We start from the raw sequence: 12,717 nt of genomic DNA on the forward strand, positions 1-12,717 counted from the left end.
ACCCTATCGCTGCGGCCGCGGCCGCGCCGCCCCTCCGCCCGAGCGCCTCGAACGCGCCCGCCCGGCACCCAAGCCGCGCTTCATGCCCGATGGTGGTGGCCACCGCTCCGCCGCCCCGCGCGCCGAGCCGGCCTTCACGCCCCGCGAGCCCGCGCCCGACCAGATCCGCGAAAAGCCCGCCGGACCCGGTACGCTGTGGATCTATGGCATGCACGCCGTCGCCGCGGCTCTGGCCAACCCCGCCCGGCGCAACCGCCGCCTGCTGCTGACCGCCGACGCCGAAGAGGCGATGATGCAGGTGCTGCCCAAGCCCTGGGGCAGCCTGACGGCGGAGCGCGTGGAGAAGGCGCGCTTCCACACCTTCCTGCCCGAGGATTCGCTGCACCAGGGCGCCGCGCTCCTCACCGAGCCGCTGAATCCGCCGCCGCTGGAGCGGCTGATCGTGATGAGCCAGGGCCCGGTGCTGCTGCTCGACCAGGTGACCGACCCCCGCAACGTCGGTGCCATCCTGCGCTCGGCGGCAGCGTTCGGCGCGGCGGCCGTGGTGGTCCAGGACCGCAACGCGCCGCCCGAGACGGGTGCGCTGGCGCGGGCTGCCTCCGGCGCGCTGGAGAAGGTGCCGATGCTGCGCGAGGTCAACCTCTCCCGCGTGATCATGGCCTTGCAGAAGGCCGGGTTCTGGGTGGTGGGGATGGATGCGAGCGCGCCGGCCACGCTTGCCGAGGTGCGCAAATCCATCGGAGACCGCCGCGTGGCGCTGGTGATGGGGGCCGAGGAGAGCGGCCTCCGCCGCCTTCAGCGCGAAAGCTGCGACGAGCTCGCGCGCCTGCCGATGGATGCGCGAATGGAGAGCCTCAACGTCTCCAACGCCGCCGCCATCGCCTTGTATGAATTCGCCCGAGGGGAGGGATGATCCATGACCGAAGCGCGTGACGCCATCCTCGCCACCAGGCGCGGCAGGACCATCCTCGCGCCGCTCGGCGCGGCGGCACCGCCGGATGAGACCGCCGGCTACGCGGTTCAGCGCAGCGTGGCCGAAGCCACGGGCGCAGTGCCGCCTGCGGGCTTCAAGATCGGCGCGACGGCCAAGGGCATGCAGGCCTATCTGGGCCTCTCCGCCCCTGTCGCGGGCTTCGTCGCGGCCGAGGGCCTGCACGCGCCCGGCGCGACACTGCGTTTCGCCGACTTCCTCGCGCCAGGTGTGGAGTGCGAAGTGGGCGTGCGCCTCGGCCGCGACCTGCCGGCCGGCCCCTGCACGGCCGACGAGGCAGCCGAATGCGTGGCCGAAGTCTTCGCCGCCATCGAGATCGTGGAGAAGCGCTATGGCGACCTCGGCATGCTCGGCGTTCCGACGCTGATCGCGGACCAGGTGTTCCATGCCGGCGGCGTCTGCGGCGCGCCGGCGGCGGGCTGGCCGGGGATCGACCTCGGCGCGGTCGCCGGGCGCATCACGGTGGATGGCGTGTCCAAGGGCGAGGGCGTGGGCGCCGACCTGCTCGGCCACCCGATGAACGCGCTCGCCTGGCTGGCGGCGAGCGGATGCGCCGCGGCCTTCGGGGGGCTGCGCGCCGGTCAGGTGGTCTTCCTGGGTTCGGTGACGCCGCCGATCTGGCTCGATGGGCCCGGGCTGGTCGAGGTGGTCTTCACCGGGCTCGGCTCCGTCACGCTCCGCTTCACGTGATGCGAGGCCTTAAGCATTCGCGAACCATCGCGCCGATAGGATGCCTTGGTCGCCGGTAAGGGCGAGGCAAGTGCCAATAGGGCCGGAGTTGACGTGAAGGCCCATCATGCGCCAGGCCGAATGGACCGTGCTGCCGGATGATGTGCAGCTGACCCTCTCGCGGGAGGCACTGAAACGCGCGGCGGCGACACTCGCGCAGCACGCCGAACTTCTCGCCGCCGAGATGGAGGACGGGCTGCTCCTCGATCGCGGCGGTCCGGATGCGCTGCGCCTCTTCGCGGCGGTCGTGCGCGCCACCAACGAGGATGGCTTCGGCCATGATCGACCCGCCTTCGGGAATGCCTGAGCGCGCTTGTCGCCGCGGCGCGCGCTGCGCTACATCGGGCCGGCGCCGGGTTAGCACAGCGGTAGTGCAGCGGTTTTGTAAACCGAAGGTCGGGGGTTCGATCCCCTCACCCGGCATTCGATCGGCCCGCTAGCTGCGCCGTTCCAGCCCGGAGACGAAGTGGCCCGCGCGTGAACACGGCGGTGCATCGGGCGGCCGATGGAACATCTCCACGCCCGCCGGGCCCGCAATTCGCCGGTAGCCGGACCAGGCGCGCGCAAAGGCGGGATCGAAATCGGACAGCGCTTCGGGGTAGTTCACGCCGTCGGCGTGATCGACCACCACGATCTCGGGACAGGCGGTCAGGAAATCTTCCACCACCCAGCGGCGTGCGACGCTCGACGCGGCAGCACCGCCTTCGGCCTGCTCCGCCGCCAATTCGCTGCGCACCGCCCACATGGATGGGAAGCGCGACGACCAGCGGGTGTGAGTCAGATCCACGATCGGGAAACCCATCCCCAGCGTGCTGCTGAACGCCATCAGCCGCGTCGCGCCCTGCGCCCGCACCACCTCGGCGATCTGGTAGGAAAGTGCTGGAGCATAACCGCTCGCGACGCTCACCTTCGGCAGGTATCGCGCACCCGCCTGGAAGGCGAGCGCCACCAGCATCGCCGCCGCCGCGCCGCGCACCCCGAATCGCTTCGGCGACAGCGCGACCAGCGAGCAGAGCGCGAGCACCGTCGCGACGGTCGCGGGGATGCGCTGATAGAACCAGCCGCGCCCCGTCGACAGGTAGATGACCATCGCGCCGGTGGCGAACACCAGCAGCAGAACGGTGAGGTCGCCGTCGCGCAGCTCGGCCCGGCGCAGCCACCACAGCGCCCAGGTGCAGGCGAGCACCCCACCCAGCAGCAGCGCGCCGCGCGGCACCATGACCGCCAAGTCGAACGGCGCGTGGTACAATGCGATGGCGAGCGGCACGACCTGCGCCAGGTAGGCCGGATGCAGGAACAGCGACAGCAGCAGCATGGCCGCACCCGCGCAGATCGCGCCCGCCACGCCCGCCCACGCGATGGCGCGGCGGCGGCGCCACATCACCAGCTCGACGAGGAGGAATGGCACCAGGAAGGTCGGCTTCATGGCGCAGCAGATGCCGACGAGCAGGCCCGCCGCGAAGCCCTCGGGTCGGCTGGCCGCCCGCCCATCCTTCGCCCCCGCGCGCCAGGCGAGCCACGGTAGTGCCAAGCAGGCGATCAGGTGCTCGCGCTGGCCGAACTCACCGGTCGGGACGAACAGCAGCACAACGATCGCCAGTATGAACACGGCACCGGCGGAGCCGATAATGCCAAGGCGCGTGATCAGCGATGCGACCCACCACGCGATCAGGGCGATCAGCAGGGATGTCATCACCGGATAGACGATCATCACCGAGCTGCCGAGCAGCTGCGCAACCGACACCGCGAGGGCGGAAAACCAGATGATCGGCGGTGGGTTGATCTCGATCTCGGTCACATAGGGCTGGCCGCCATCGAGCCAGGATTGCGCGACGTGGATGAGCCAGGCGACGTCGTCCTTCATCGGGGCGTGGCCCTCGACGAGCAGGTTGCCGCCGACCAGCAGGCCTGCGGCGGCCAGCAACAGGAACAGGCTAAGAGCCGAACCTTGGTCCGCCGCAGGGGAGCCAGAGCGCATCGCTCAAGGCGACCCGTCCATGCGCTGCCCGGGGGCAGGGCCGGTGCCGCCCCGCCGAACGCGGCTTGTGTCGCTCCTTGCGTGTTCCAAGGTCATCATCACTCCAGAGCTTCAATTCATCGCCAGGAGCAGACTATCCGACGCGATGCTGCACTGCAAAATCACGTAAGTGTTTGTATAATCTATATTATTTGGTTGCAGTCGCGGACATCAATGCAACCAGCACCATTCCGATCAGAAGAAACGGGCCACGAGATCTGTCGTCGAGCGGTGTCCGATGGCGTCGAAATGCTCGGCCAGGAAGGTCTCCGCCCGCGCCTCGCCCAATATCCGCAGCCGCTTCAGGAAGGCCGCGTCGGCGTTCATCTTCGACGAGGCGCTGAGCCCGGCGAGCTCCTCCTCGGCATCGATGCAGTGGATGTTCACCCGGGTGTGCTTGCTTGCATCCAGCTCGCCCTTGTCGATCAGGTCGGTCATGAACTTGATCATCCGCATCTCGCGCATCAGCGACGAGTTGAAGGACAGCGTGTTCACCCGGTCCAGGATCGCGCGCGACCCGTGCGGCACCTCGGGGATGTTGATCGGGTTGAGCTGGACGATGACGATGTCCGGCGCCCCGCTCATGTAGATCAGCGGGAAGATCGGCGGGTTGCCGCAATAGCCGCCATCCCAGTAATGCGCACCGTTGATCTCGACCGCCTGGAACAGCATCGGCAGGCAGGCCGAAGCCATGACCGCGTCGGGCGTCATCTCGGCATGCTCGAACACCTTCAGGCGTCCGTTCAGCACGTTGGTCGCGCAGACGAACAGGCGCGGCATCACCGCGGCGCGCAGGCGTTCGAAATCCACCACCTCGTCGATCAGGTCGCGCAGTGGGTTCTGGTTGCGCGGGTTCAGCTCATAGGGCGAGAACATGCGCGAGAGCATGTCGGCCATGTGGAACAGCGGCTGGTAGTCCATGCTGCCATTCCCGGCGGCGCGGTCCATCGGCGTCGGCTGGATCGGCGAGCGCGCGGCGAGCTTTGCCGCCCCGTTCCAGAACTGGTCGAGCATCTCGCGCGCGAGTGCGGGTCCGCCGCGGGACAGGCCATCTGCCACGACGGTGGCGTTCATCGCCCCGGCGGACGTGCCGACCAGCGCCTCGACCTCGATGCGGTCATCGGCGAGCAGCCGGTCCAGCACGCCCCAGGTGAAGGCACCATGCGAGCCGCCGCCCTGGAGCGCGAGCTTGATGCGTTTCTTCGGCGGCTTCTCGGTCGGGTCGGGCATGGTGGGAGGCCTCACTTGTTGTCGAAGGAGATGACCGGCGACCAGCCGGGCTCGGCCGCCTCGCCCAGGGATTCAAGGCGCTGGGCGTAGCGGGCGCGCAGCCGCTGAGAACCGGCGCAGTCGGGCCAGCGTGCGAGCCGCTCGCGTGCGGCGGCGAAGTGCCCGGCGCGGTAATCCGCGATGAAACCTGACCAGGCGTCGAGGCCGGTGCCGAGCGTCGCAGCGACGCCGACATCATCCCCGTCGGCGGGATCGGTGGTGCCGAGCAGTTCGAACACTTCCATCGGGATGTGCGAGCCCTTGGTCAGCACCAGGTCCACTGAGCGGCAGAGGAAGCCATCGCCCGCCGCGCGCCGCGCCGCGTCCGAGATCAGGATGCCGGTGCCGTAGTATTTGTTCAGACCCTCAAGCCGCGAGGCGAGGTTCACCATGGAGCCGATGGCGGTGTAGCTCAGCCGGTCCGAGGAGCCGACGTTGCCCACCACCGCCTCGCCGGTGTGCACGCCGAAGCGGGTGCGCAGCCGCGGCCAGCCGCGCGCTGCGAACTCGCCCTCCAGCCGCTGGCTGACGCGCTGCGCGTGCAGCGCGCCGAGGCAGGCGCGCGCGGCGTGCTCCGCGTCGCGCCGGGGCGCGTTCCACAGCGCCATCACGCAGTCGCCGATGTATTTATCGATCGTCGCGCCGTCGAGCAGCAGGCGCTTGGTCATGGCGTCGAAATAGGCCGAGGTGATCAGCATCACCTCCTCCGGCTCCAGCTTCTCGGCGAGGTCGGTGAAGTTCTCCACATCGGTGAACATCACGGTCAGCGGCCGGCGGTCGCCGCCGAGCTTCGCCATCTCTCCGGTGCCGACCAGCTGGCGCACGAGGTCGCGCGGCACATAGGCGCTGAAATTGCCCAGGGCCGCCTTCATCGCGCCCATCGCCGCGCCCAGGCGCTGCACCTCCGCGATATGGCTGTCGAGCCGGATCGGGCTGTCGAGCTCGAAGCGGCGGATCGCCTCCGCCTCGCGCGTCAACCGGCCGAGCGGGCGCGCCACCCGCCAGGCGAGCACGCCGATGCCGCACAGGCCCAACCCCATGGCACCCACGCCCAACAGCGTGCCGCGACGCACGCCCTCGAGCACGGCGGAGGTGAAATCTTCGAGCGGTGCAATCACGACAGCGAGCAGCGGCGGGCCCGCGACATCGGCCACCGGCTCGATCTCGACCAGCATCGGCATGCTGTCGAGAATGATGCGCGAACCCAGGCCCGGGCGTAGCTGGCCGGATGCATAGCCGTCCCAGAACAGCCGCAGCAGCGGGTCGGTCGCGGCCTGCAGCGAGAGCCAGGTGGTGCGCCCGTCGCCCAGCCGCTGCAACGCCATCTGCGGATCCTGGTGCGCCAGCAGCATGCCGTCGGCATCCATCAGGAACAGCGTCGCGCGCGGGCTGGCGCGCTGGGTGGCGAGGAATGCGCTCAACCCGTCGAGCGTGATATCGAGCGCGAGCACGCCGCCGCCGCGCAAGGCATTGCTGACGCTCAGCCCCGGCCGCCCGAACAGCGCGAGATCGCCGAGCGGGGAGACCTGCACGGCGCCGGGGATGCGCGCCTGCCGGTACCAGGGCGCGTCGCGTGGATCGGCGCCCTCGCCCATCATCGCCTGTTGGCCGAGCACGCGGCGGTCGGCGCCCAGATAGGTCCATTCCTCGTGCCGGCCGAAGGCATCGGCGGCGGCGCTGTCGCGCAGGATGAAGCGCGCGCCCTGGGGCCGCGCGCCGGTCGGGCCGGCACCGCGCGCGAGGCCGCCGGCGCGCAGCACCTGGCGCAGCGCGCCATCGGGGCGGCCGACGGAGATCGCCTGGATGGCGGCCTCGCCTTCGAGCAGGTCGAGCAGCGCCGCGACATCGCCCTGCCCCGGCTCGACCGCGTCGGTGAGCGGGCGGAATTCGGCGATGGTCTCGGCGGCGACCAGCACCGGGCGGAACAGGGCGCGGCTGCGCGCCGCGACCAGCCGCGCCGCCTGGCCGAGTTCGCGCTCGGCACTCGCCTCCGCGACCTCCTGTCCGACGCCGCGGAAGGCGGCGACGACGGCGCCGACGCCGAGTGCGAAGACGAGCGCGAAGGCGGTCAGCAAGGTGACCGTGAAGCTCAGTTGCAGCCGCGGCAGCCTCATGGCGCCGGGCGGCCGGCGGTGAGCACGGCCAGGGCGGAAACATACAAGGCGCGCGCGGCGTCGCGCGGCAGCGTGTCCAGCGCGGCGGCGGCAGCGGCGGGCGTGGCGGCGGGCAGGCCGGCATCGGCGGCGGCGCGGGTGAAGGCCTCGATCTGCGCGGCGCGCGACTCCGCCAGGCCGAGCATGCGGCCGACCGGCGTGGGCGGCGGCACCACGCCGAGAAAGCCAAGTCGTCCGGAAAAACTCGCGACGCGATCCGCCTGGACGTCACCGTCGGCGCGGCGCTCGGCGGCCAGCGCCTGGCTCAGCCGCCAGCCCAGCGTCGGGCACAGGCTGCCGAGCAGGTCCGCCTCCCGCGCGAGCGCCAGCAGCGTGCCGGGTTCCGGCGTACGGGCGAATTCGGTGCCGAGGATCAGACGGTGCAGCTCGGCGACGTCGGCGGCCGCCAGCCCCTGCGCGGTCGCGAGTTGCGCGACTTCATCGGCGGATTGCCGCTCGAGCCGGCCGGGCGGCCCGGCTTCCGAGCCATCGTGGAGCAGGTCGTGCCCGATCATCGCCAACGTGCCGAGCCCGGCCTGGTCGACCGTGATCAGCCCGGCCTCGCGCGCGGCGGCGGTCAGCCAGCCCATGCCGAGGGCCGCTTCGGCCTGGTGGTGGCGGTCGTGATAGGCGGGCTCGGCGCCGGGCGGAAACGCCGCGCCGTGGCGCTCCACCGCTTCGCCCACCGCGATGGCCGCGCGCAGCATCGGCGCCAAGGTTGGGCTGGAGGCGGCCGCACCCAACGCGCAGCGCATCGCCGCCTCGGCGGCGGCGGCGGCATCGGGCGGCCCGGCGCGGCGGGCGAGTAACCTGGCCTCGATGTCGGCGAAGGAGGTGGGGACGGGATCGTTCAAGATGTGCGGAACAAAGCGCGTCGGGGCGGGCCTGTCACGCGCGCCGTGCCGCAAAGCTCGCGTTTCCGGGAAGCTTCATTCGTTTGTCATCAGCCAAGGCGGCGGCGCGTCTAGGCTGCGCGCCTGATCAAGGAAGGAATGGCTATGCATCTCAAGGGCAAGGTTGCCTTGGTGACCGGATCGACATCCGGCATCGGCCTCGGCATCGCGCGGGTCCTGGCCGGCGAGGGCGCGGACATCGTGCTGAACGGCTTCGGCGACAGCGCCGCGATCGAAACCCTCCGTGCAGGCCTCTCCGAGGAATTCGGCGTGCGCGTGATCTTCCAGGCCGCCGACATCTCCGACGCCGCCGCCTGCGTCGCGATGATCGAGATGGCGACGGGCACGCTCGGCGCGGTCGATATCCTGGTGAACAATGCCGGCATCCAGTTCACCGCCGAGATCGAGGATTTCCCGATCGAGAAGTGGAACCAGGTGATCGCGATCAACCTCTCGGGCGCCTTCTACACCATGCGCGCCGCACTGCCGGGGATGAAGGCACGCGGCTGGGGCCGCATTGTCAACATCGCCTCCGCGCACGGCCTCGTCGCCTCCGAACACAAGGCCGCCTACGTCGCGGCGAAGCACGGGCTGCTCGGGCTGACCAAGGTCGCAGCACTCGAATGTGCCAATGCCGGCGTCACCGCGAACGCGGTCTGCCCGGGCTGGGTGCTCACCCCGCTGGTGCAGCAGCAGATCGAGGCGCGCGCGAAGGAGAACCGCACCTCAGTCTCGCAGGAGACCGAGGCGCTGGTCGCCGAGAAGCAGCCGATGCATGCCTTCTCCTCGCCCGAGAGCATCGGCGCGGCGGTGGCCTATCTCTGCTCCGAGGGCGCCAAGACGGTCACCGGCATCAGCCTGCCGGTCGATGGTGGCTGGACCGCGCAGTAGCCCGCGGGTCGGGCGCGGCGACAACGCCGCGCCCGGTGCGACACGAGGCCGCGCGTGGGGGTTGGCGCGCGGCCCGAACCGGGCTTGATGGTGGTTCCGCCTGAGGACCGCCCCATGCCGAAACACGCTCATCTCCGCCGCCGATCCCTCCTTGCCGCCCTGGCCTTGCCCGCGCTCGCCGGCTGCACCGCGCCACTGCCCGCGCTGACCGGGCGCGGCATAACGCCGGAGGCGCGTGTGCTGCTGGACCGCAGTGCCGCGGCACACGGGCTGCCCGCCTTCCGTGCGATCAACGATGTCAGCCTGCGCTACGAGGGGGAGTGGGCGCCGATCGTCGGGCGGCTGCAGCCGGTGCTGGTGGATGCCGGCTTCCGCGCCGGATCGGAGGAGCGGCTGCTGCCCCGCACCGGCCTCGTCGCGCAGGCGCATACCGGGCCATCGGGGCGCAAGCGGGTGGTGCGTCGCGCTGGCCCCGGTCCCAAGGGAAGCGTCGAGGTCAGCTTCAACGATGCGTCGTCGCAGGATGAGGACCAGCGCGCCGCCGCCGCGCTCGTCGCCGATGGCTACCTGCTGTTTCTGCTCGGCCCGATCCTGCTCGCCGGCGGCTGGCCCGTGGCACGCACCCTCGCCGGCGAGGTGTCCGGCAGCGAGGTCATCGCGGTCCACGGTCAGGGCTGGACCTGCGACGTGTTGCGCATCGAGGCCTCACCGGGCCTGGGGCTTTCGTCCAGCGATCGCCTCGCGCTGTTCATCGACCGCGAGGAAGGGCTGATGCGCCGCGTGCGCTTCAGCCTCGATGGGCTGCGTTCGACGCGCGGGGCCGTGGCGGAAGTCGATGTGGCCGGGCACGTCACGCGCGAAGGCGTGCGCTGGCCGACGCGGTTTCACGAGAGGCTGCTGCGCCCGCTGCCGCTGCCCGTTCATGACTGGCGCCTGACCGGCTTCGACTTGAACCGCGGCTTCGGCACCGCCGAGATCGACGGCGCCGCCTTCAGCGGACGGGCGCTTCCGCCAGCGACGTTGCTGGCGGAAGCGTAGGCCGATCACTCGCGACGATAGCGCTCGCGCAGTTCCTCGAAGCGCTCATCGCCGCCGCGTCCATCGTTCCGCTGCGCGCGGCGCCAGGCGCGACGCTCCTCGCGCTCCTCCTCGATGCGCTGCGCCTCGCGGCGCGCGGCTTCCTCGATGCGGGCCTGGTCGCGCGCCTCGCGGTCCCCGCGGCGACGCTCCCAATCGCGGGGCTCCACCTCGCGCGGCTTCGGGTCGTCGTAGCGCTGCGGCTCGCCGAGGATTCGCGGCGCCTCGTAGAACTGGATCTGCAGCGCGAAGGCGCCAGATTGCGCCCGCGACTGCGCGGCAAAGCCTGTGGTCATGCCGGCGGCGAGCAGGGCGGTCGCGCCAATGGTCATCAGGGTCGAACGCATGTCATTCACCTCATCGGTCTGTACCGCAGGGATGCGCCGTCGCTGTGGCGCCGGACCGGCAACGCGGTGTCCTGAATGTGGCGCGGATCACCATCGCGCGATTGACCGTTCGCTGCACTTCGGCAACCGTCGCCGCGTCCAAGGAGAAGGCGGCACGCCCATGCGCACCGATATGACGATCCCCTGGCGCCGGCTGTTCCTCGCCGCCGCGCTTGGGTTGTGCGCGACACTGCCGGCTGCCGCGCAATGGCCGGACCGCCCCATCCGCATCCTCGTCGCCTTCCCGCCGGGGGCCAGCACCGACGTGCTCGTGCGCGCCTTGGCGCAGGCGCTGACGCCGGCGCTCGGCCAGCCCGTGATCGTCGAGAACCGCCCGGGTGCCGGTGGCAACATCGCGACCGTCGCGGTGCGCCGCGCTACCCCCGACGGCTACACGCTGCTGGCGCATTCGGTCGCCTACGCCGTGAACCCGAGCCTGTACCGCAGCGCCGGCTACGACGCGGTGGACGACCTCGCCCCCGTGGCGATGCTGGCGAACACGCCCAACGTCATCACCGTGAACCCGGCGCTGATGCCGGTGCAGAGCCTGGCCGCGCTGCTCGATGCGGGGCGGCGCGCGCCGTTCAACTACGCCTCCTCCGGCACCGGCACGACGACCCATCTGGGCATGGAGCTGCTGTTGCGCAGCCTCGCCCATGTCGATGCGCAGCACGTGCCGTTCGGCCCGGCCCAGGCGGTCACCGCGGTGGTCGCGGGGCAGGCGCCGGTAGCCAGCACATCCCTGCCCCCGGCGCTGCCGATGATCCGCGACGGGCGCATCCGCGCGCTCGCCGTGACGAGCGCGGCGCGCGATCCCGCGCTGCCCGAGGTGCCCACCGTCGCCGAGCAGGGGTTCACGGGCTTCGAGGCGCTGACCTGGTTCGCCCTGTTCGCACCGAAGGACACGCCCGCGCCGGTCGCCGAGCGGCTCAACGCCGCAATCGACGCCGCCCTCGCGACCCCTGCCCTGCGCGAGCGGCTGGATTCCATGGGCTTCGCGGCCGCGCCGATGACGCGCGCCGCCTTTGCCGCCTATCTCCGCGCCGAGGTCGCCAAATGGGCCGAGGTGGTGCGCACCTCGGGCTCGACGGTCGACTGAACCGCGCTTGACAGGCCGCCTGCCGCCCGATGGGATGGGCTGCCATCATGAGGGGTCCGCCATGCAGCGCCGCATCTTCCTGTCCGCCATCATGGGTCTCGCGCTCGCCGGCACCGCCCGCGCGCACGAGGTCATGACCCTCGCCGAGGCCGGACCGATCGGGGAGGAGGTGCTGGCCTTCCGCGCCAGCTTCGCGACCGTCATCGCCGCGCGCAACGCGGCGCGACTGCGGGACATGTTCACGCCGAGCTATACCCACACGCATGGTTCGGGCCGGGTCGACGGACGCGACGCGCGGGTCGGGCAGTTGCTCGCCGGCGACCCGGTGGTCGAGACCGCACCCACCTCCGACATGTCGGTGCGGGTGCTCTCGCGCGACACGGTGATCCTCTCCGCGGTCAGCCCGATCCTGAACACCACCGAAGGCCGCAGCTACGATTTCCGCTGGATGCAAGTCTATGTCCGCCTGGACGGCCAATGGCACCTGGCGGCGAGCCAGGCGACGCGGCTGCCCGTCGCGGCCTGAACGCCCGCTCCGGGGGGACGACGCTCGCCGCCCTGTGCAATCACAGCGATGCGCGAACGGCGTTTGGGCGATTCCGCCTCGACGCGTCCCGCTCTAGGCTCAGCGGATGCTCTGCGGCCATCCGATTCGCGCCCTGCTTCTGATCGCCCTCGCCAGCCCCGCGCTGGCGCAAGGGCCGTCCCGCGCGCCGCGCCCGGTCGAGGCGGCCCGCGGTGGCGAGGGCGAGGCACGCCGGCTGGCACAGGAGGAGGCGCGGCTTGCCACGCTCCGCATCGCCACGGCGCAACGCGTGCAGGAGGTCGACGCCCGACACGACGCCGCGCTCGATCGGGAGCGCCATGCCGCCCTCGCCGCGGAAGCTGCGGAGGCCGAGGCCCGCGTCCGCGCCACCGCTTTCACGGCCATGTTGCCGGTGCTGCGTCGGCTCGCGCTGTATCCGGCCGAGACCCTGCTCGCGCTGCCCGCACCGCCCGAGGAAGCGCTCCGCGGCACGCTGGTGCTGCGTTCCCTGACCCGGCATTTGCGCGAAGAAGCGGCCTCGCTCCGCATCGCGCGCGAGGTCGCGCTGGAGGCGGCCGCGCTGGCGGGGGCGGAGACCGCGCGTCTCGGCCTGGCGCGCGACGCGGCACACCAGGCGGCGCTGGCGCTCGATGCCGATCTCGCCCAGCTCCGCGCCCGCCACGCCG

12 protein-coding genes, 1 tRNA gene and 1 pseudogene are annotated in these 12,717 nt (G+C 71.4%); 9 read left to right on the forward strand and 5 right to left on the reverse strand.

The window, feature by feature from the left end; all coding sequences use genetic code 11:
- Nucleotides 1–82: 82 nt before the first annotated feature.
- The 4 genes from rlmB (at nt 83) to GXW79_RS20950 (ending at nt 2,143) form a co-directional block, all read left to right on the forward strand.
- Complete coding sequence (gene rlmB, locus GXW79_RS20935; protein ID WP_211876413.1) at nt 83–913, forward strand: 23S rRNA (guanosine(2251)-2'-O)-methyltransferase RlmB; 831 nt, start codon at nt 83–85, stop codon at nt 911–913.
- 3 nt (nt 914–916) lie between these two features.
- Nucleotides 917–1,681: a 2-keto-4-pentenoate hydratase gene (locus GXW79_RS20940; RefSeq protein WP_211876403.1), complete on the forward strand. Its 765-nt coding sequence runs from the start codon at nt 917–919 to the stop codon at nt 1,679–1,681.
- Between the two features lie 106 nt (nt 1,682–1,787).
- Nucleotides 1,788–2,027: a hypothetical protein gene (locus GXW79_RS20945; RefSeq protein ID WP_211876404.1), complete on the forward strand. Its 240-nt coding sequence runs from the start codon at nt 1,788–1,790 to the stop codon at nt 2,025–2,027.
- A gap of 44 nt (nt 2,028–2,071) precedes the next feature.
- A tRNA-Thr gene (locus tag GXW79_RS20950) sits at nt 2,072–2,143 on the forward strand.
- Between the two features lie 13 nt (nt 2,144–2,156).
- On the opposite strand, the gene GXW79_RS20955 is transcribed toward GXW79_RS20950, so the two are convergent.
- From GXW79_RS20955 to GXW79_RS20970, 4 genes are all read right to left on the reverse strand, one after another.
- The gene (locus GXW79_RS20955; RefSeq protein ID WP_211876405.1) at nt 2,157–3,644 is read right to left on the reverse strand and encodes a DUF2029 domain-containing protein; all 1,488 of its coding nucleotides are present in this window, start codon (nt 3,642–3,644) and stop codon (nt 2,157–2,159) included.
- A gap of 288 nt (nt 3,645–3,932) precedes the next feature.
- On the reverse strand, nt 3,933–4,967 hold the full coding sequence (locus GXW79_RS20960; RefSeq protein WP_211876406.1) for a patatin-like phospholipase family protein: 1,035 nt from the start codon (nt 4,965–4,967) through the stop codon (nt 3,933–3,935).
- An 11-nt stretch (nt 4,968–4,978) separates the two neighbouring features.
- Nucleotides 4,979–7,120: an adenylate/guanylate cyclase domain-containing protein gene (locus GXW79_RS20965; protein WP_211876407.1), complete on the reverse strand. Its 2,142-nt coding sequence runs from the start codon at nt 7,118–7,120 to the stop codon at nt 4,979–4,981.
- Complete coding sequence (locus GXW79_RS20970; RefSeq protein ID WP_211876408.1) at nt 7,117–8,013, reverse strand: hypothetical protein; 897 nt, start codon at nt 8,011–8,013, stop codon at nt 7,117–7,119. Before GXW79_RS20970 ends, GXW79_RS20965 begins: the two co-directional genes overlap by 4 nt.
- Before the next feature lie 144 nt (nt 8,014–8,157).
- Between GXW79_RS20970 and GXW79_RS20975 the strand changes: the two genes are divergently transcribed.
- Together GXW79_RS20975 and GXW79_RS20980 are read left to right on the forward strand one after the other, a co-directional pair.
- Complete coding sequence (locus tag GXW79_RS20975; protein WP_211876414.1) at nt 8,158–8,943, forward strand: 3-hydroxybutyrate dehydrogenase; 786 nt, start codon at nt 8,158–8,160, stop codon at nt 8,941–8,943.
- Nucleotides 8,944–9,057: 114 nt separating this feature from the next.
- Entirely contained in the window at nt 9,058–9,981 is a 924-nt protein-coding gene (locus GXW79_RS20980) for a hypothetical protein (protein WP_211876409.1), read from the forward strand.
- Between the two features lie 5 nt (nt 9,982–9,986).
- Here GXW79_RS20980 and GXW79_RS20985 read toward each other — a convergent pair whose 3' ends face one another.
- The gene (locus GXW79_RS20985; RefSeq protein ID WP_211876410.1) at nt 9,987–10,367 is read right to left on the reverse strand and encodes a hypothetical protein; all 381 of its coding nucleotides are present in this window, start codon (nt 10,365–10,367) and stop codon (nt 9,987–9,989) included.
- A gap of 160 nt (nt 10,368–10,527) precedes the next feature.
- On the opposite strand from GXW79_RS20985, the gene GXW79_RS20990 reads away from it, so the two are divergent.
- The 3 genes and pseudogenes from GXW79_RS20990 to GXW79_RS21000 form a co-directional block, all read left to right on the forward strand.
- On the forward strand, nt 10,528–11,505 hold the full coding sequence (locus tag GXW79_RS20990; protein WP_211876411.1) for a Bug family tripartite tricarboxylate transporter substrate binding protein: 978 nt from the start codon (nt 10,528–10,530) through the stop codon (nt 11,503–11,505).
- Between the two features lie 61 nt (nt 11,506–11,566).
- Nucleotides 11,567–12,031 carry a nuclear transport factor 2 family protein gene (locus GXW79_RS20995; RefSeq protein ID WP_211876412.1) on the forward strand — a complete coding sequence of 155 codons (465 nt, stop codon included), beginning with the start codon at nt 11,567–11,569 and terminating at the stop codon, nt 12,029–12,031.
- A gap of 106 nt (nt 12,032–12,137) precedes the next feature.
- Nucleotides 12,138–12,717, forward strand: a pseudogene (locus GXW79_RS21000) (hypothetical protein); the annotation flags it as partial.

It is taken from the genome of Plastoroseomonas arctica (assembly GCF_018128965.1).
Classification (GTDB): Bacteria; Pseudomonadota; Alphaproteobacteria; order Acetobacterales; family Acetobacteraceae; genus Plastoroseomonas; species Plastoroseomonas arctica.

Bases quoted from the DNA above. Each gene is read 5' to 3' on its own strand.
- GXW79_RS20945 (WP_211876404.1), top strand. From the start codon at position 1,788: ATGCGCCAGGCCGAATGGACCGTGCTGCCGGATGATGTGCAGCTGACC.
- GXW79_RS20985 (WP_211876410.1), bottom strand. From the start codon at position 10,367: ATGCGTTCGACCCTGATGACCATTGGCGCGACCGCCCTGCTCGCCGCC.
- GXW79_RS20975 (WP_211876414.1), top strand. From the start codon at position 8,158: ATGCATCTCAAGGGCAAGGTTGCCTTGGTGACCGGATCGACATCCGGC.
- GXW79_RS20965 (WP_211876407.1), bottom strand. From the start codon at position 7,120: ATGAGGCTGCCGCGGCTGCAACTGAGCTTCACGGTCACCTTGCTGACC.
- GXW79_RS20940 (WP_211876403.1), top strand. From the start codon at position 917: ATGACCGAAGCGCGTGACGCCATCCTCGCCACCAGGCGCGGCAGGACC.
- GXW79_RS20960 (WP_211876406.1), bottom strand. From the start codon at position 4,967: ATGCCCGACCCGACCGAGAAGCCGCCGAAGAAACGCATCAAGCTCGCG.
- GXW79_RS20995 (WP_211876412.1), top strand. From the start codon at position 11,567: ATGCAGCGCCGCATCTTCCTGTCCGCCATCATGGGTCTCGCGCTCGCC.
- rlmB (WP_211876413.1), top strand. From the start codon at position 83: ATGCCCGATGGTGGTGGCCACCGCTCCGCCGCCCCGCGCGCCGAGCCG.
- GXW79_RS20980 (WP_211876409.1), top strand. From the start codon at position 9,058: ATGCCGAAACACGCTCATCTCCGCCGCCGATCCCTCCTTGCCGCCCTG.
- GXW79_RS20990 (WP_211876411.1), top strand. From the start codon at position 10,528: ATGCGCACCGATATGACGATCCCCTGGCGCCGGCTGTTCCTCGCCGCC.